Origin of the sequence: Aquicoccus sp. (assembly GCF_041686535.1) — a bacterium.
In the GTDB taxonomy this organism is placed as follows: Bacteria; Pseudomonadota; Alphaproteobacteria; order Rhodobacterales; family Rhodobacteraceae; genus Aquicoccus.
Genome location: NZ_JAWLDS010000066.1, coordinates 1 through 18,206 on the forward strand (window position 1 = coordinate 1; position 18,206 = coordinate 18,206).

Annotated in this window: 16 protein-coding genes; 3 read left to right on the forward strand and 13 right to left on the reverse strand. The window is 66.5% G+C overall.

The annotated features are described in order from the left end of the window. From ACESL9_RS12780 to ACESL9_RS12835, 12 genes are all read right to left on the reverse strand, one after another. Positions 1-702 (reverse strand): sulfotransferase family protein (locus ACESL9_RS12780; protein WP_372674932.1); only part of this gene is annotated, 702 nt, incomplete at its 3' end. 1 nt (position 703) lies between these two features. After that, positions 704-1,666 (reverse strand): glycosyltransferase family 2 protein, encoded by a 963-nt coding sequence (locus tag ACESL9_RS12785; RefSeq protein WP_372674933.1) that lies wholly within the window; start codon positions 1,664-1,666, stop codon positions 704-706. Next, entirely contained in the window at positions 1,663-3,177 is a 1,515-nt protein-coding gene (locus ACESL9_RS12790) for a hypothetical protein (protein ID WP_372674934.1), read from the reverse strand. Before ACESL9_RS12790 ends, ACESL9_RS12785 begins: the two co-directional genes overlap by 4 nt. A gap of 286 nt (positions 3,178-3,463) precedes the next feature. Continuing rightward, positions 3,464-4,396 carry a glycosyltransferase family 2 protein gene (locus ACESL9_RS12795; RefSeq protein WP_372674935.1) on the reverse strand — a complete coding sequence of 311 codons (933 nt, stop codon included), beginning with the start codon at positions 4,394-4,396 and terminating at the stop codon, positions 3,464-3,466. A 77-nt stretch (positions 4,397-4,473) separates the two neighbouring features. After that, entirely contained in the window at positions 4,474-5,211 is a 738-nt protein-coding gene (locus ACESL9_RS12800; RefSeq protein WP_372674936.1) for an SDR family oxidoreductase, read from the reverse strand. Further along, positions 5,208-6,533, reverse strand: coding sequence for an FAD-dependent oxidoreductase (locus ACESL9_RS12805; protein WP_372674937.1), 1,326 nt, complete (start codon positions 6,531-6,533; stop codon positions 5,208-5,210). The genes ACESL9_RS12800 and ACESL9_RS12805 overlap by 4 nt, the downstream gene beginning before the upstream one ends. Continuing rightward, complete coding sequence (locus tag ACESL9_RS12810; RefSeq protein ID WP_372674938.1) at positions 6,530-6,952, reverse strand: GtrA family protein; 423 nt, start codon at positions 6,950-6,952, stop codon at positions 6,530-6,532. Before ACESL9_RS12810 ends, ACESL9_RS12805 begins: the two co-directional genes overlap by 4 nt. Then, positions 6,949-8,379 carry a UbiA family prenyltransferase gene (locus tag ACESL9_RS12815; protein WP_372674939.1) on the reverse strand — a complete coding sequence of 477 codons (1,431 nt, stop codon included), beginning with the start codon at positions 8,377-8,379 and terminating at the stop codon, positions 6,949-6,951. The genes ACESL9_RS12810 and ACESL9_RS12815 overlap by 4 nt, the downstream gene beginning before the upstream one ends. A gap of 160 nt (positions 8,380-8,539) precedes the next feature. After that, positions 8,540-9,991, reverse strand: a complete 1,452-nt coding sequence (locus ACESL9_RS12820) for a hypothetical protein (RefSeq protein WP_372674940.1) — start codon at positions 9,989-9,991, stop codon at positions 8,540-8,542. A 10-nt stretch (positions 9,992-10,001) separates the two neighbouring features. Beyond that, a complete protein-coding gene (locus ACESL9_RS12825) occupies positions 10,002-10,589 on the reverse strand; it encodes a polysaccharide biosynthesis/export family protein (protein WP_372674941.1) in 588 nt (195 codons plus the stop codon). Between the two features lie 150 nt (positions 10,590-10,739). After that, entirely contained in the window at positions 10,740-13,238 is a 2,499-nt protein-coding gene (locus tag ACESL9_RS12830) for a tetratricopeptide repeat protein (protein ID WP_372674942.1), read from the reverse strand. Positions 13,239-13,411: 173 nt separating this feature from the next. Further along, positions 13,412-14,107 (reverse strand): sugar transferase, encoded by a 696-nt coding sequence (locus ACESL9_RS12835; protein ID WP_372674943.1) that lies wholly within the window; start codon positions 14,105-14,107, stop codon positions 13,412-13,414. Positions 14,108-14,663: 556 nt separating this feature from the next. Here ACESL9_RS12835 and ACESL9_RS12840 point away from each other — a divergent pair. The 3 genes from ACESL9_RS12840 to ACESL9_RS12850 all read left to right on the forward strand — a co-directional run bounded on the left by ACESL9_RS12840 (position 14,664) and on the right by ACESL9_RS12850 (position 17,968). Further along, positions 14,664-15,521: an ExeA family protein gene (locus ACESL9_RS12840; RefSeq protein ID WP_372674944.1), complete on the forward strand. Its 858-nt coding sequence runs from the start codon at positions 14,664-14,666 to the stop codon at positions 15,519-15,521. Then, positions 15,518-17,074 (forward strand): GumC family protein, encoded by a 1,557-nt coding sequence (locus ACESL9_RS12845; protein ID WP_372674945.1) that lies wholly within the window; start codon positions 15,518-15,520, stop codon positions 17,072-17,074. The genes ACESL9_RS12840 and ACESL9_RS12845 overlap by 4 nt, the downstream gene beginning before the upstream one ends. Before the next feature lie 75 nt (positions 17,075-17,149). Further along, complete coding sequence (locus tag ACESL9_RS12850) at positions 17,150-17,968, forward strand: CpsD/CapB family tyrosine-protein kinase (protein ID WP_372674946.1); 819 nt, start codon at positions 17,150-17,152, stop codon at positions 17,966-17,968. Positions 17,969-18,055: 87 nt separating this feature from the next. On the opposite strand, the gene ACESL9_RS12855 is transcribed toward ACESL9_RS12850, so the two are convergent. After that, on the reverse strand, positions 18,056-18,136 hold the full coding sequence (locus ACESL9_RS12855) for a hypothetical protein (protein ID WP_372674947.1): 81 nt from the start codon (positions 18,134-18,136) through the stop codon (positions 18,056-18,058). Positions 18,137-18,206 lie beyond the last annotated feature (70 nt).

Genomic DNA, 18,206 nt, shown 5'->3' on the forward strand with positions numbered 1-18,206 from the left:
TTGCGCGCGCACCCGGCTGCGGATGGATTTGGGCACCAATGCCCGGCGCAGGGCGGTCGCGACCGGGTTGTCGATCAGCAGACCCTGCAGGGGCAGCCGTCGCACCCGGCTGGCCGACACGTTCTGCGCGGGCAGATCGTGGATCCAGGCCGCATCTTCGGGCAGGCCCAGAAAGGCGCCGATGCGGCGGAATTCGGCCTCGGGATCCGCGTTGAGCTGCTCGAGGCTGGTCAGCAGGATCCGGTCCGCGCCGTAAGCCTCGACATAAGGGGCGATCTGCATGCCGTAGCAGCCATAATCCGCGATCTCGGGGGTCCGGCGGAACGTCTCGGTGGCGTCGGGGCCGAACTCGCCTTCGCTCCAGCCGTGGATGTAATGCGAGATGGCGCGCACGATCGGATCGCGGATCATGTAGACCAGGCGCGGCGCGGTCAGGATGCTGCGCATCCGGTCGAGCGTTTCGGGATAGCTGGGCAGCTTGGTGTAATGCGTGCTTGCCTCGCCCTTCAGATCGTCCGGCGCAGCGGCCGAGAACAACGCTTCATACCAGGCCTGCCCCTTTGCAAACACCGGGTCGTCGGAAAAGTAATTGGGTTCCTTCGGCGTGGTCATGAACACGCCGGGTTGCTGCGCCAGCTGCGCCTGCAGGGTCGAGGTGCCGCATTTCATCGCGCCGATGATGAGAAAATCGGGCAGCGCCATGTCACGCCTCCGGAGCCCGGTGCGGGCTCAGGGGCTGCAGCGTGCCGGTCCAGATATCGCGCGCCTCGGCCTCGATCGCGGGGGGCACGTCGCGCCCGGTCAGACGGCGCAATTGCGCGATTCCCCGGCCCGCGGTCCACATGAGATTGGCCAGCACCGGACCCGTCGGGCCATGCGCCTGCCGGAAGAACCGCGTGCGCGAGCTGTAGAAATAGGGCGGCAGCCGGTGGCGGGCCTTTTCCAGCGCCTTGACCGGCCCGCTGCCGCCGCGGAAATGCACCGCCACGGCGCGCGGCTCCTGGACGATGCCCCATCCGGCGCGTCGCGCCCGCAGGCAATACTCGGCATCCTCGAAATAGAGGAAATACCCCTCGTCCATCGGGCCGATTTCGGCTGTCATGCGCGCGCGCAGAAGGATGCAGGCAAAGCTGGCCCATTCGATCGCGGCCGGGTCTGCGGGCGGTTGCAGGGCCACGACATGGCGCTGGAACAGACGCGTGACGGGGCCGCTATTCGCGCCGCGGATCAGCTCGCTCCGGGGTGAGTGGAACCGGAAGCAGTTGACCTGCACCGCGCCCTCCTCGGTCTCGATCTGCGGGACGATGAGGCCGGCCTGCGGGTTGGCCTCCGCGGCAGACAGAACCGTGCGCAAGAAGCCCGGCCGCAGCAGCGCATCGGAATTGAGCAGAAGGTAGTGATCCGCCGCGACGGCCGTCATGCCTTGGTTATGTCCGCCCGAGAACCCGGTATTGCTGGCCGATCGGACCAGCGTGACGGGCGTGCCGGCCGGCTGTTCGGCGATCCAGCCGGCAATGTGGTCTGCAGAACCATCCCCGGATGCATTGTCCACCACGACCACATGGGCGTCCAGATCGCCGATATCCGACAGGACCGAGCGCACGCAATCGACCGTCATCGAGGCGGTGCGGTAATTGATGATCGAAATCGCGATCCGGCGGGTCATCTGGTGGCATGTCCCTTGCGGTAAACGCGTTTGACCTGCCGCGTATAGGGGTTTTGCGCCGGTGTCGAGACAGAGGGCGCGGCGGGCTGCGGGTCCCCGGGCATCTCGGGCGGGTCGCCGCGGCGATATCCCACATCCGCCGGCGCCACCTCGACGTTCTGGTCCTGCGTCCGGGCCGCCGCCTGCAGCTCCAGCCGCCCCCAGAGCGCACCGGCCAGAAGCCAGGTCAGCGGCGTGTTGGAGCTGTTGGGGATCAGATCCACCAGGTTGGCGGCCAGGACGATGGCCAGCGCCGAGGTTTCCATCCCGATCTCGTAGCGGCGACGATGGAGCAGCAAGAGAAGGATCGGGGCGGTCAGCAGGCCGAAGCGGGCCACATATCCCACCCAGCCATTGGTGCCGAGCGTGATGATCCATTCCCCGTCCGTCACCGATATGTTGCGCCCTCTGTCGTCGTAGACGCGCTGCCGGCCCCAGCCCCCCCAGCCGAAGAGCGGCCGCTCGGATGCCTTGTCGAGCAGCTGTTCCTCATGGTCGAGACGGAACTGGAACGAGGCCGCACGGCTCGGATCCACGCTTTCGGCGAGTCGCAGGACCCGCTCATAGGGTACGATCTGCCCGGTCCGGGCCACGGGATAGGCCAGGATCAGTCCGCAGATGATCGCCGCGACCAGCAACTGGCCCCGGATGCCGGCGAAGAGGATCACCGGCAGAAGGGCGACCGCGATGAACAGGGCCCCCAGGTTGTTCGAGACGGCAAGCGTTGCAAAAAGCCAGATTGCCCCGAAGGTCCAGAGTTTCCGGCGCGGCGGATCGAGCCGCGCCAAGGCGATGATCGCCAGCACGCTCAGGGCCAGGAAAATGCCCAGAACGAGACCATGCTTCATGAACACGACCGGGCGCCAGCCGCCAGCCCGCATATGCTGCAACCAGTCATGTGGAAAAAAGCCGTAGACCCAGTTGCTCAGCTGTGGCGACATCCGAAGCTCGAACAGCACCAGCAGGGAATAGCCAAGCGCGGCGATGCACAACACCTGCAGGATCAGCCTTTGCGCGGCCGCATCCGCGAGATAGCGCCGCGCCAGCAGCAATGGCAGGATCATGATGAGGGCATCGGAGGCCATCGAGCCCGCGTCATAAAGGGATGTCCCCGGTCGGACGGTCGGACCGTAGCGCAGCGTGTCCGTATTGGTCAGGGCGGTCATCACGGCCCCGGCCGGGATGACGATGAGCAGCGCCAGGGCGAGCGGGTGACGCGGGATCAGGCCCTCGGGACGCGTCCCGGAGGTGTCGCGGCCGGCCAGGATCAGCGCCAGGACAAGCGCCGTCAGGGCAGGGATCGAATGCTTGTCGAAGCTTGGCAGCACCGGGATATTGAGCCCGCCCCGGTCCGGCAGAAGAAGAAACCCGCCGATGAGGGTGACCAGCACGGCCAGCGGCAGGCGCAGCTTGCGAAAGAGCACAAGACCGATGACGGGCCAGCTGAAGAGGGCGAAAAGCGGGGGTATCATCGCTCAGGCGGACCTTGTCACGGTGTGGGAGCTGTCACGCGAAAGGGCGGGGCGTTGCATCGATCCATGGTCGCGCCCTGCGTGATCCGATGCGTTTGCGGTAACCGGCACATGTCCGGGCCTCGGGAGTGACATGTCGATTCAAACGGCAAGGGCCAAGCCTTCCATATCCAACCCATGAAACACCCTATCACAGGATTGGAGGGGGAAAACCCTCGGGTGCAAGGGAGGGTCCGGGCAGATGTCCCGGCAGGCCCGGTCCGTGCCGCGGATTGTCGGCGGCCTGTCAACCCGCGGCCCAAGCATCGGCGCGCTCGGCCTCGATCCGGGCGATCGTGCGTGCCTTGCCGCGCAGCAGGGCCGCGCGCTGATAGGCGCGGATGAAGGCGCGCAGTTCGGCATCCTCGTGTTGTGCCGCGCCGCGCCACCAGGCTCCGACATAGCCCTGCGCCATGGCCAGCCCACCCAGTACGTAAGGCGGCTCGGCCATGCGGAAAAGACAGGTCGCGGCATAGTAAAGCGGATCGGACCCCATGTACCATTGCCCGGCGCCATGACGGCGGCGCCCCTCCCAGATCGACAGATGCGAGGATCCCATGGGGCGCAGATGCTCGAAGTTGAGGTCCGGGTGATCCCAGCTCACGGCCCTCCAGCCCATCTGGCGGGCCTTGTGGCTGTCGATGGCGTCCCACATGACCCCCCGGACGAAACCCCCGATCGCCTTGAAACAGCTGCAGCGGTAGAATTTCGTCATGCCGACCGACATCTCGTCGCCGCGGCGCTCGGATATCAGCCGGCCGGCCCGCCGCACATAGGGCTTGCCCGAGCATGTGCCGATGCGCGGATCGGCCTCCATGCGCGCGATCAGGGTCTCGAAATAGCGCGGCGGCAGATCGAGATCGAGATCGAGCTTGCACAGATAGGTGAAATCCTCGAGCGCCACGGTGTCGAGCCCGGCATAGAACGCCTCGATCACGCCGGGGCCCACGACGCGGCGCCCGCGATCCTCGCGCCGGATCACGGTGATCCAGTCATGCCGCGCGGCATACTCGGCGAGAATCTCGGGGCTCGCGTCGGTCGAGCCGTCATCGACGATGATCCAGCGCGCCGGCCGCACCGTCTGGGCGATCACACTGTCGAGCGTCCGGCGCATATACGCCGCCTCGTCGCGCGCGGGCGAGACGATCAGGTAATCACGCGAGGGCGTCTGGCCGGTCATGATCGTTGTCCTGCCGCAAAGCCCGGGCATTGACAAGTCACCGCGTATCGCGGGGAAACCGCGCGCGCCAACCGTGACTACAGTTTCATCTTCTTGAAGATGGGTTCGGGAATATTGCGGATGATTGCCATGATGACCGCCCAGATGGGGCGCACATGGATCACGTTCTTCCTGCGCTCGACGGCGCGTGTGATGGCGCCGGCCACCTCATCCGGCTGGGCGGTCAGGCGGTCCGGCAGGTCCATGCCCTCGGTCATGCGCGTGGCCACGAATCCCGGCAGGACGGTCACGACATGCACGCCGCGCCCGGCAAGACGGTTGCGCAGGCCCGACAGGAACGCCGTGAACCCGGCCTTGGCCGATCCGTAGACATAGTTCGTGGCCCGGCCACGCTCGCCCGCCACCGAGCTGATGCCGACAAGGGTGCCGCTGCCGCGCGCCTCGAACCGGTTGGCGAGCACCGCAAGGATGCGGGCGGGGCCCTCGTAATTGCTGCGCATCACGCGGGCCGCCGCGTCCATGTCCGTCTCGTTCTCGCGCTGCGCGCCCATCAGGCCGACCGCGCAGACCGCTGTCTGCGGCAGTTCCGGCAGCCCCGCGACGAAGGCGTCATGAGTGTCCGGGGCCAACGCGTCGAACTCGTGCAGCGTGACGGGCACGGCGTGGCGCAGCTCGATATCGCTCTTGTCGTCAGCCAGCGTGTCGCTGTTGCGCGCGGCCAGCTGCACCGGATGACCGAGCGCGGCAAAGGCGCGGGCCACGGCCTGGCCGATATCCGATCGTGCGCCGAGGATGAGAACCGGGGATCTGGTCATAATTCGAGCCTTTCCGCCTGTGCCGACCGGAACCGCGCCGTGAGGCCGCGGGTGTCGCGCAGGGAGTGAAAATCATCGACGCGGCCATCCGAGGCGCGCAGCGTCGCGGCGCTCATCCGGCTGTCTTTCGCCAGGTAGAAGCGGCCGCCATGGTCGAGCGTGATCCGGTCCAGCCGCTCGAGCAGGGCGAGCGTCCCGGGATTGACTGGAAAGTCGAGCGCCAGCGTGTAGCCCTCCATCGGGAAGGAGAATGCGCTCTCCTGTTTGCCGAAGCGCTTGAGAACGGCAAGGAACGAGCCCGACCCGGCCCGGGCGATCTCGGCGAGCAGGGCCTCGAGCCCCGCCTCGGCGCGATCGAGCGGCAGGACGCACTGGAATTGCGCGAACCCCTTGCGCCCGTAGATGCGGTTCCAGCCGAGGATCGCGTCGAGCGGGTAGAAGTAGCTGTCCCAGTCTACCAGCCGCGGGCCGGTCTTGCGCGCGCCTTTCCAGTAATAGAGCGCGTTGAAGGCGCGCAGCGTGTAGGTGTTGAGCGTGACGGAGGGGAAGTCGAACGGGATGGTCCGCTTGCGCTTGGGTTTGACGGCGAATGGCGTGCCGGCGCGGTCCGGGGGCAGATCCGCGCGGCAGGCATGTTCGCCAAGCATCACCAGCGACCGGCCGAGCCGCGCCCCGGTGCCGAGGCAATCGATCCAGGCCACCGAATAGGTCGCGTCCTGCGCCGCCTCGAAGGCGGCCATCGCGGCCCGCAGGTTCGGCGCGGCACGGGTGGTCTGCCGGATCCACGCGGTCTCGACCGGGCGCAGCCGGATCGCAGCGCGCAGGATGATCCCCGTCAGGCCCATGCCGCCGAGCGTGTGATCGAAGAGCACCGGGTCGTCATCCCATGAACAGCGGCTGATCTCCCCATCGGGGCCCATGATCTCGACCCAGTCGACGCAAGACCGAAAGCTGCCATCCTTGTGATGGTTCTTGCCATGCACATCCGCGGCGATGGCGCCGCCGAGGGTGACGAACTTGGTGCCCGGCGAGACCATGGGAAACCAGCCGCGCGGCAGGAACGCGGCGATGATGTCGCCCAGCAGGACGCCCGCCTCGGCCACCAGCTGTCCGGTGGCCGGATCGAAGGCGATCATGTGGTCGAAATGGCGCATCCGGATGGTCGCATCGCGGTTTATGGCGCTGTCGCCATAGGCCCGGCCATTGCCGCGGGCGATGAGATGCGGCGCCGAGGCGACCAGCGCGCGCAGCGCGTCCACGCTGCGCGGCGCCAGCACACGCGCGTCCATCTGCGGATACCGGCCCCAGCCCGCGATCCTCATGTGGTTTCCGCCAGCCGGGGATCGGTGAACACGAACCGCCGGTCGAGATTGTATTTCACGACATAGCCAACGCTCAGCCCCAGGACGGCGCCGAGTTCGCGCATGAGATCGGTCTGCCAGATCAGCCAGAAGGCGGTTTCCGTGCCCCAGAAGATCGCCGTGGTGACGACCCCCATGGCGGTATAGAGCGAGAACTTGCGACCGTGGCTTTTCACGCCGGTCTCGACGTCCAGAAAGATCCAGCGCTTGTCGAGCAGGTACTTGGTGACGAGCCCGACGATGGTGCCCGCGCCGACGGCCAGGGCGAAATGGCCCCCGGTATCCCCCAGCTGCAGAACGAGGCGTTGCGCGGCAAGGTTGGCCACCGTGGCGATGACGGCAAAGGCCGCGTAACGCAGGACGAGCGTCCGAAAGGTCATGCCACCGCCCCGGCCACGACAAAGCCCAGGATGATCACGAAACAGACCCGGCTGATGCGATCGCGGGCCGCGTAGACGACCGGATCATCATGCATCTGCCCGCGATGCGTGATCAGCACGGTGCGGGTGATCCAGTAGAGCAGGACGGCGCAGACCCCCCAGAGCGCCTCTGGTCGCGGGTAGAGGGTCATGACCGCGGGCGTGTTCACGTAAAGCGTCATCACCAGCACCGAGACATAGCCGGCCCCGATCGCCACCATCGAGATGATCGGCAGATCGTCGACATGATAGCCCCGGCCGCTGGCCTCGAGATTGCCGCGCGCGGCGCTGTCGATCAGCTCGGCCTGGCGCTTGACCGCCGCCAGAGACAGGAAGAAAAACACCGAAAAGGCCAGCAGCCAGACCGACAGCGGAAGGCCGGTGGCCACGCCGCCGGCGACGATCCGGATCGTGTAGAGCCCCGCCAGCACGCAGATATCGACCACGATCCGGCGCTTGAGATGCAGCGAATAGGCGGTGGTCAGCAGGTAATATCCCAGCATGACCAGCAGGAACTCCCCGCCGATGACGGTGGCGAAGAGCGCCCCGATGACAAGCAGCCCTGCCGCCATCCAGGTGCCATGCGCGATCGGGATGCTGCCCGAGGCGAAGGGGCGGTCCCGCTTGCGCGGATGCGCCCGGTCGGCGGCAAGATCGAGCAGATCGTTCAGCACATAGACGCTCGAGGCCACCAGGCTGAAGGCGACAAAGGCCAGCAAGGCCGACAGGAGCGGCTGCGCGTGAAGCTGATGCGCCGCCAGCACCGGCAGGAACACCAGCATGTTCTTCAGCCACTGATGCGGCCGCATTGCCTTGAGATAGGGCGTCACCGACCGTGTCCCGGTGCCGAGATGGTCGACCGCATCGCAGACGCGCTCGGCGTCGCGGCGCAGGCGTGCGGGTGCGTTGACCGTGATGGCCCTCGCGGCGCGTTTCCAGACGGGCAGATCGGCCGCGGCATCGCCCATGTAGGCAAAGCCCTTGCGGCCGAAGCGATCCTCCAGAAACCGGCCCTTCCGGTCCGCCTTGAGATTCGACCGGCCGTCGGATCCGTGGATCTCGTCGAAGAGCCCGAGATGCGCCCCGACCGCCTCGGCCAGCGCGTGATCGCTGGCTGTCACGAGCGCGGTGCGCCCGCCCGCGTCGCGCCATGTCTCGATGAAGGCGATGACCTCGGCGTCATAGGGAAGGGTCGCGACCTCGACATGGCCGGCCTGTGCCAGATGCCGCTTGAGCGCGGCGCGCCCCCGCGACAGGGCGGCGGCCGACCGCAGCGGACTGCGCCAGTCCCGGCCAAGGGCGGACCAGAAACTCTCGAACAGCATGTCGCTGCGCAAGAGCGTCCCGTCGAGATCGACGACGAGGGTCTCGCGAGGTTCTACTGTCAAGGCACACTGCTCCTCGTCGAGACAACACCCGGGCTTTCGGCCCCGCGATTTTCCCATAGCAGCAAGCGTCTGACAGGGCCAGCCATCAAGACCCGACCGGCCGGTGCGACAGCCACGGCCCCGGGGCCGGGCTGTGCAGGGTGGTCGGGATATGCGCGGATTATGGGCGCACCGCGAAATTCCGCTGCAGCGTCAGGAAGACCCGGTTGGAGGTGGCCTCGCCGATATCGCTCTCCTCGCGGATGCGGTATTCGTAGCCCGTCGAGAGCTGCCAGTCGCGGGTCAGATCCCGGCGGTAGGTGGCCCGCAGATCGGCGCGGGTGGTGTCGTCGACCGCCGGGCCGCCGGAGCCGGCCACCTCGGCGAAATTGGCCGAGAGCCCGATGCCCGAGATGGAATTGATCTCGTAATCATAGCCGACCGAGGCGCTCGTGGTGCGCAGCTCGTTGGAGCGGTCGCTGGTCCGGACCTGCCGCTGGAGCGAGGCGGTCAGGGTGCTGCGCCGCATCTGGTGGGTGAAATTCAGGCTGCCCACCGGCACGAGAGTGTCCTCGACATTGCTGGTCGCCCCGAGGCTGAACGAGATCGACCCGCGCGGCAGCGGCAGCGCGCGGTTGACCCGCAGGGTGGCGGTGCGGCCGTTCTCGCTTTCGTTGAGATTGAAGGTCGTGCCGATCGTGCCCCGCGTCAGTTCGCGGGTCAGCGCGAGATCGCCGATCACGCCGGTCTCAGAGTCGGATTGCCGTATCGTGCCGATGGTCTCTTCGGTCTCGATCCGCTGGAACCCGAGCGAGACATCGAGCGTGTCGACCTGCGACAGCGCCTGCGTGAGCCCGAGGTTGACGCTGCTGGTCTGCCGGTCGGTCCGTTCGGTGTCGTCGGCGCTGTAATCGCGGTAGCGCAGCACCAGGCGCGTCTCGGTGACCGGGCTGAGGGTCAGGCGGGTGGTCCCCGACAGGTTGAAGACCTCGCTGTCGAAAAGATCCGGATCGGTGGTGTCGGTGAAGCTGCGCTCGTTGTAATCGGCCGTCAGCACGACCCCCAGCGGATCGTTGAGCCCGGTCTCGAAGCGGAAGCGCGCGCCGATATCCTCGCGGTCGCCGCGGTCCTGCGTGAGGTCGGTCTCGTCCAGCAGATCCTCGTCGAGATCCTCATCCTCTTCGAACGGATCGTCTTCGCCGAATCGCCGCCCCCGGTCGAAGGGGTCGCGTGCGTCCACCGACGAGAAGCTGTAATTGGCTCCGAAGCTGAGCGCGCTGTTCACCCCCTGCCGCTGGTAGCCGACCCGGGCGGAGCGGTCATCGACCGTGTTGGCGCCGCGCGGCGGCTCGATGGCGCGCAGCACCCCCGACAGATCGAGGCTGAGCGTGTCATTGGCGCGGCGGTTGCGGTACCCCAGAGACAGCTCCGTGTCGAAAAGCTCGGCACTTTCCGCGTCATCCGGGCGCAGGTCGTAATTGTCGGTGGCGCTGAGGGTGGAGGCGATCCCGAAGGTCAGGACCTGTCCGCCCTCCTCGGGGCTGCTGCCTTGCTGGGCGAGCAGGGGCATGACCCCGAGGCCGAGCACGGCGAGGACCCCGGTACCGGCGGCCAGGACATATGCACGTTTCACCGGGCCCGCCTTATTCGAAGAGACGCCGCTCCGGGACGACGATCACGTCGCCCGGGGCCAGGACCGTCGTGCCCCTGATGCTGTCGTCGCCCCCCATGGTGCGATAATTGAAGCGGTAGACGCGCTCCTGCCCGGTTTGCGGGTCGATGCGGCGCAGCTGGATGCGTTTCTCGGCGGCAAAGCGCGACAATCCGCCCGATGCGGCGAGAAACTGCAACAGCGTGATGCCGGGTTCGACCTCGCGCAGCCCGGGCTCGTTCGCCTCGCCCATGATGTAGATATCGATCAGGTCGCTCTCGCCCTCGCCGAGAGAGGCCACCGAGACCAGCACCGTCGGCTCGACCGCGAAATCGTCGGCGAGCCGCGAGGTGATGGTGCTTGCCACGCCGTCGACGGTGCGCCCGCCGGCGCGCACCGTTCCGGCCAGCGGAAAGCTGATCGAGCCGTCGGGCAGCACCAGGACGTCGCGCCCCAGATCGGGATCCTCCAGCACCTCGATCTGCAACACGTCACCGGGCTGGATGCTGTAGCTGCTTTGCGCGCTGGCCGCGCCGGCCAGCCCGGCCATGAAAAGAACCGTCATCAGAAATCTGATCATCGTCGTCTTCTGCCCCCGTATGGATCTATGCCTGATTTTTAACGAGATGCTATGGCATCCGGCCGGGGCGTGAAACATCCGAATACAACAAATCCCGCCGCTGCGGCGGATTTGCAGCAGATCGGAACACAGGGCAGGCAGACGGGCGGATCAGTTCCCGGTATCTTCGCCGTTCTCGTCCGCGTCTTCGCCGTCGTCCTCCGCTCCGGCCTCGAGCCGCGCGATCGCGTCCTCGACCTCGGGCAGGAAATCGGGGGGCGTGCCGTCGCCGGTGATCTCGACCACGCGGCGGTAGCGCTCCAGCGCGTCGGCGTCGCGGTCCAGCTCGTCATAGGTGCGCGCCAGGTGATACTGCACCGATGGCTCGTCCGGCAGGCCCTCGGCGGCGGATTCCAGCGCGGTGCGTGCCGTGTCGAGCTCGCCGCGGCGGAAGGCGATCCAGCCATAGGTGTCCTGGAAGGCCGGCACGTCGCGGCCGCGCAGGCGGCGCGCTATCTGGTGCGCCCGGTCGAGATCCTGGGTTTCCTCGCGCCCGGTCGCCAGCAGGCTTGCGAGGTTGTTGGCGATGACCAGGTTGTCGGAATCGGCGTTGTAAAGCCGCTCGTAGATCTCGATCGCGCCCTCGATGTCGCCATCGCGTTCCAGAAGGCCAGCCAGAACCCAGTTGAGCCGCAGGTTGTCGGGCATCGCCTCGATCCCGTCGCGCAGCACCTCGCGCGCCGCGTCCTCGTCATCCTGCGCGGCGTGGATGTTGTAGAGCGCCAGCCAGAGGCGCTGGTCGTCGGGGGCCTCTTCGGTCAGCTCGCGCAGCGCCGTCCGGGCGGCCTCGACCTCGCCCGTCACCGCCTCGACCGAGGCCATCAGGAAACGAGCATCAATGCTGTCGGGATTGGCCTCAAGCGTCTCGCGCGCATAGTCCCGCGCGCCCTCCTCATCACCCTGCGCGAGACGGCTGCGCACGATCGTCGCCGCCGCCCCGAGGCCGCGGTCGCCCTCGCCGGCCAGCGTGTCGAGAAAGCTCATGAGCTCGTCCTCGCGGTCCTGGGCGGCAAGCTGGCGCGCATTGAGCTCGTTGGCGATACGCTCGGCCCGGTCATCGCCCTGGCCTCTCAGCGTCTCGATCACCTGGGTCACGCGCGGCCAGTCCGCCTGGGTCACATAGACCTCGCCCAGGGCTTCCAGCAGGCCGACATGACCCGGGGTCAGGCGCAGCGCGGTGATCAGCGCGGATTCGGCGCTGCGCAGGTTGTCTTGCGAGATCAGGTGGCGGGCATAGCGCAGGGTTTCCTCGGGCGCGTTGCCCGAGGCCTCGACGGCCCGGCTCAGCATGTCGGCCATCAGGTCGCGATTGCCGGCGCGCTCCTGCGCACGGGCCATCAGGGTCATCGCCTCGGCATCCTCGGGCGCCTCGCCAAGCGCCGAGCGCAACGTGACGATCGCCTCGTCGATGCGGTCATCGTCGATCAGCCAGCCGGCGCGCAGCTTGAGCGCGTCGGGCTCCTGCCCGTCCTCTTCGAGCACCTGTTCGACCAGCGCGCGCGCGCCCACGTTGTTGCCCATCGTGTCCAGCATCCGGGCCAGCATCGTCATGACGTCGCGCCGCTCGCCCGACCGCTCCATGCCGTCGATCAGGTCTTCCATTTCGGTGACGGCCGTCTCGCGATCGCCAAGGTCGAACCGCAGCCCGGCGCGCAGGGCCCTCAGGCGCATGGCTTCGGGGGGATCGGCCTCGAGAAGGCGCCCGAGCTCGTCCAGCGCGGTCTCGAGGTCGCGCACATCGGTGAGAAACCGGATATAGGTGGTGATGGCGTCGATATCGGCATCGCCGTCATCGGCGGGTTGCGCGGCGGCGTCATCGGCGCGCTCCTTGAGAAACGCCTCGGCGGTCTCGGCTTCGCCCTGCGACAGGTACCAGCGCACCAGGATGTTGGGCACGTTGGGATCGTCGGGGAACCGCTCGATCATGTCCTCGAGCTGCGCGCGGATCTCGCGCTGCTCGCCCAGCTGGTTGAGCACGCCGAGACGGATCGTGTAAAGCTGCCGATCCTCCGGATCGCGCGCGAGCGCCGCGTCGATCGCCGACAGCGCCGCGCTCCAGTCCTCGTTGCGGATGAGATCGTCGATCACGACCCGGCGCGCGACCATCAGGTCGGGATTGTCCTCGACCAGCGCCTGCGCCTTTGTCACCGCCTCGCGCCGGGCCGTCTCGTCCTCGTCATCCTCCGACAGCGCGTCGCGGTAGGAAACGGTCGCGTTGACGGCCTGCACCAGCGGATCGTCAGGGTCGAGTTCGGCCGCGGCCTCTCCGTGGCGGCGGGCCGCATCCCAGTCGTCGAATTCCAGCGCCAGCTCGGCCAGGCCGCGCTGCCCGGCCAGGCTGTCGGGATATTGCTCGACCAGCCGGCGATACTGGCCATACGCCTCGCGCAGGTTGCCGCGCGCATGCACGGCCTCGGCATAGTGCCGCCGTGCCTCGCGATGCGTCCCGTCGAGCCGGAAGACGTTGCGGAACTCGATCAGGGCGCGGTCGACATCGCCGTCCTCGAGCAGCTCCAGCCCGGACTGGTAGCGGGCCTCGGCCCGCTCCTCGGCAGTGTCGCAAAAGGACAGAAGCCCCGCGGTGGCAAGCGCCAGAAAGGTCGTTTTCATCGTGTCACTCGTCCTGCATGTCCTGCGCAGGCCCCGGACCTGCGCCAATCGTAAATACCCAAGTCAGCTTAACACGGTATGACACGGACCGGCACGAAAAAACATCCCCGGTGCGTCACGGGACCATATGTCAGGCAGGCGGGCCGCGATACGCCCCTCTCCCTGCGTTACGTTCAGTGTCCGGTGCCGCGCAGCACCACCACGACGGTGCGGAACAGGATGGCGAGGTCGAGCGACAGCGACAGCGACGCGAGATAACGGGTGTCGAAGCCCGCGCGCGCGGCAAAGCTCGAATCGTTGCGATCCGAGACCTGCCAGAGACCGGTGATGCCGGGACGCAGATCGAAATAGGCGGTCCCCGGGTAGAGTGCTTGCTGGTCGACCATCATGGGACGCGGTCCGACCAGCGACATGTCGCCCTTCAGAACGTTCCACAGTTGCGGCACCTCGTCGAGCGAACATTTGCGCAGCGCCCCGCCGATCGGCGTGATGCGCGGGTCGGATTTCAGCTTTTGCGTCTCGTCCCATTCGCGGCGCGCCTCGGGATCGGCCTCGAGACATTGTTCGAGCAGGGCATCGGCCCCCGGCACCATGGTGCGGATCTTGACGATGTGAAAGACACGACCGCCGCGCCCGATGCGCTTCTGGCGGTAGATCGGGCTGTGCCCGTCAAGCGCGACAAGCCCCATCAGCATCAGCGCGATCGGCAGCGTGACCGGCAGGCTGGCCAGCACCAGCATGATGTCGAGCGCACGCTTGAACCCGGTACGATAGAGCGCGGGCCGCCGCAGCGGCGCCTTGCGACGGGTGACGTTGCGTTCCGGAGGGGCCTTCGAATACCGGGCTTGCGAATAATCCTGGAATGCCATTCTTTACCCTCAGTTTTCGTACCAAAAACACGTATTCACAATGCATGAGCATTCAAAATGCAGGTCAGCGAGACCGCTCTTGGTGCCGCACATAACACGTGCTTACCCCCTTAATGCAACAAACAATTAGAAGTTGCCTCGAAACAAGATTAATTTGATATCAAACTCGAAACAAAGCGGATCCCTGTCCGGGTTGCTTCATTTTTAGGTACTTCGTCGGAACGCGCGGCGCGACGCCGCGGCCGAAACAGGACAAGATGCGGGTGGCACGGTGACGGGGCCGACCCCGTCCAGGGCGGAGCCGCGCGATTCGCTTCGGACACCCGGCGCCGATGGCGCGGGGCCCCGCCCGGGCGTCCCGAAGGTCTTCGGACAGGTGCCCGACCGGCAACCGGACTACGGGATTCTGCTGTTGCATAATCAACCTTTAACGGGCACATGACACGAAGGGACCGGGTCATATGCCCTGTCGCGACACGTATGCGTATATGTCCGCTTCATTTTCCGGATGTTTCGGAGTTCTCGCCCGGGTGCAGTTTTCATTTGAAAGACCCACATGAAACCGGAGACACTTTACGCAGATCATTTCGGCCTGTCCGAGCGTCCCTTCACGCTGCTGCCCGATCCGGCATTTCTCTACTGGTCCAAGGCGCATCGCAACGCCTACACGATCCTCGATTACGGTATCTTCTCGCGCGCCCCGATCACCGTGATCACCGGCGAGATCGGGTCGGGCAAGACGACGCTGGTGCAGCACCTGCTGGCCAATACCGATGACACGATCACCGTCGGACTGATCTCCAACGCGCAAGGCGGGCGCGGCGAGCTTTTGCAATGGGTGCTCAACGCGCTGTCGGTCGAGGTATCGAACGAGGCGAACTACGTTCAGAAATTCCAGATCCTGCAGGATTTCCTGATCGCCGAATATGCCGCTGAACGGCGCGTCGTTCTGATCTTCGACGAGGCGCAGAACCTGTCGGTCGAAGGTCTGGAAGAGCTGCGTATGCTTACCAACATCAACGCCAACAAGGACGAGCTGATCCAGCTGATCCTCGTAGGGCAGCCCGAACTGCGCGACGTGATCCGCAGCCCGCAGATGAAGCAGCTGGCCCAACGGGTGACGGCAAGCTTTCACATCCCGGCCATGGATGCCGAGACCGTGGCGGGGTATATTCGTCACCGGCTGCGTGCCGTGGGCGGAACGGGCGACGAATTCACCGAGGCCGCCTGCCGGATGGTTTTCGTGCAGACCGAGGGGGTGCCGCGGCTGGTCAACCAGCTTTGCGATATCGCCATGGTCTATGCCTGGAGTAACGATCAGACCTGCGTGACCGAAGAGACCCTGCAAAGCGTTCTGGAGGACGGGCTGTTTTTCGCCGCCGTCAGGACCGCTGAAGAAAGCGACGCGCCATGAGCATGATTGACCTGAAATACTACTTTTCGCTGTTCCTTCGGCGTCTGCATTATTTCCTGCTGGTTTCGGTGGTGGTCTCGGCCGTCGCGGTGATCGTCGCCGTCTCGCTGCCCCCGGCCTACGAGGCCGAGACCCGGCTGCTGATGGAAGGTCCGCAGATTCCGACCGAGCTGGCCTCCTCGACGGTGAATGTCGAGGCGCGCGAGCAGCTCGAGATCATCCAGCAGCGGCTGATGACCCGCTCCAACCTGCTCGACGTGGCGCGCAGCCAGCGGGTTTTCGAGGATATCGACCAGATGAGCGCCGACGAGATCGTGGCCGGGATGCGCGCGCGCACCAATGTCCGGACCGGCGGGGGACGCGATGCGCCGTCGACCATGACCCTGAGCTTCGAGGCGCGCCGTGCCTCGGTCACCTCCGGGGTGCTCAACGAGTATCTGACCCTGATCGAGCAGGAGAGCGCCGCGTTCCGCAGCGATCGGGCCGGGTCCACGCTGGAATATTTTCAGGACGAGGTGGCGCGGCTCGGCGAGGATCTCGATGCCGAGAGCGCCCGCATCCTGGAGTTCAAGACCGAGAACGCCGACGCCCTGCCCGAGGATGCCGAGTTTCGCCGCAATCAGCTGTCCAGCCGGGAGGAAGAGGTCAGCCGGATCGAGCGTGAGATCACCTCGCTGCGCAACCAGGCCGACCGGCTCCAGCAGATCTTCGAGGCCACCGGGCAGTTGGGGGACGGAGAGACCCTGAGCGAGGACCAGAGACGCCTGAGGGACATGCGCGCCGAGCTGGACGAGGCGCTGTCGCTCTATTCCGAGAGCAACCCGCGGGTGACGATGCTGCAGGCCCGGATCGATCGGCTCGAGGACCGCGTGGAGGCGCGCGCCGCCGAGGAAGACGACGCGCCCGAGGAAGAGAGCGCGGAGCAGGTGCGCGGGTCGGCCACGCTCGATCTGCAACTGGGCGAGATCGAAACCCGCATCACGCTGCTGGAGCAGCAGCGCGACGACACGCAAGACCGGGTGGACGAGCTTCGGGAAACGCTCGAGAAGACGCCGGCCAACAGCATCACCCTCGACGAGCTGGAGCGCAGCTACAACAACATCGAGCAACAATACAACAGCGCCGTGGACCGTCTGGCCCGGGCCAGCACCGGTGAACGGATCGAATCGGCGTCGCGCGGCGCGCGCATCTCGGTGATCGAGCCGCCCTCGACCCCCAACCGGCCGACCAAGCCCGACCGGATGAAGATCGCCGGGGGCGGCACGCTGCTGGGGATCGCGGGGGGGATCGGGCTGGTCGTGCTGCTCGAGCTCCTCAACCGCACGGCCCGGCGGTCGGAGGATATCATCAACCGGATCGGGGTGCGCCCGCTGGCCACCATCCCCTATGTCTACAGCCGCGGCGAGGTGGTCGGCCGGCGCCTGATCAAGGGGACCATCTACGTGGCGATCCTGGTGGGGGTGCCGGCGGTGATCTACGCGGTGCACATGTATTACCTGCCGCTCGACCTGCTGGCCGACAGGGTCATGGACCGGATCGGGGTGCGCCTGTGACCGGTCGGCGCGATCCGGCCGCCCCGGTGTGCCGGGGCCCTTTCACACGAAACTGCTTTTTCGGGAGCGCGTGACATGGAACGTATTCAGGAAGCGCTGGCCAAGGCGCGCGCCGAACGCCAGCAGGGCAGCGCCACGCGAACCGATCACGCGGCCCCTGCGGCGCCCGAGGCCCGCGTCGACGAGGGCTGGCAGGCGCTGGCGCCGATCCGGCGCGATGTCGAGCTGCTCAAGCGCAACCGGGTGGTCGCGGTCGAAAGCGGGCATGAGGCGACGCCCTACGACCTTCTGCGCACCAAGATCATGTACCAGGCCCAGACCAATGGCTGGCGCCGGATCGCGATCGTCTCGCCCGATCCGGCGGCCGGCAAGAGCACCACGCTGGCCAATCTCGCCTTCAGTTTCGAGCGCCAGCGCGACATGCGGATAATGTGCATCGATCTCGACCTGCGCCGGCCGAACCTGCACAAGGTGCTGGGGCAGACGGTCGAGCATTCCATGCCCGATGTGCTGGAGGGCCGGGTCCGCTTTGCCGATCACGGGATGCGATTGGGCGAACGCGTGGCCTTCGGCCTCAACGCCCGCCATGCCTCGCGCCCGTCGGAACTGCTGCTGAGCCGCGAGGCCCGCGAGGGGATCGACGGGATCGAGCGGGACTACGCCCCCGACCTTCTGTTCTTCGACATCTCGCCGCTCAATGCCAGCGACGACAACATCGCCTTTCTGCAGAATGTCGATTGCGCGCTGATCATCGCCGCCGCCGAATCCACCGCGACAAGCCATATCGACCAGGCCGAACGGCAGGTGTCGGAGCTGACCAACGTGATGGGGATCGTGCTGAACAAGTGCCGCTATGTCAGCGATGGCGACGGGTATTATCACTATTATTACTGACCGAGCCTGTCAGCTGTCGGCCTGAATATGAAAAAAGGCCACCATGGGCGGCCTTTTGCATATGACGCCTTGTAATGGCACCGAGACTCAGACAGTCGTGCGGCGGCGATATTGCAGCACGCCCATACCGCCAAGTGCACTCAACAGCAGCCACGCACCGGCGGGCAAGGGAATGGCCGATGGCGCCGTGTCGACGGTCGAGTTGACGTTAGATCCGCCCTCGGACTGTGGACCGAAC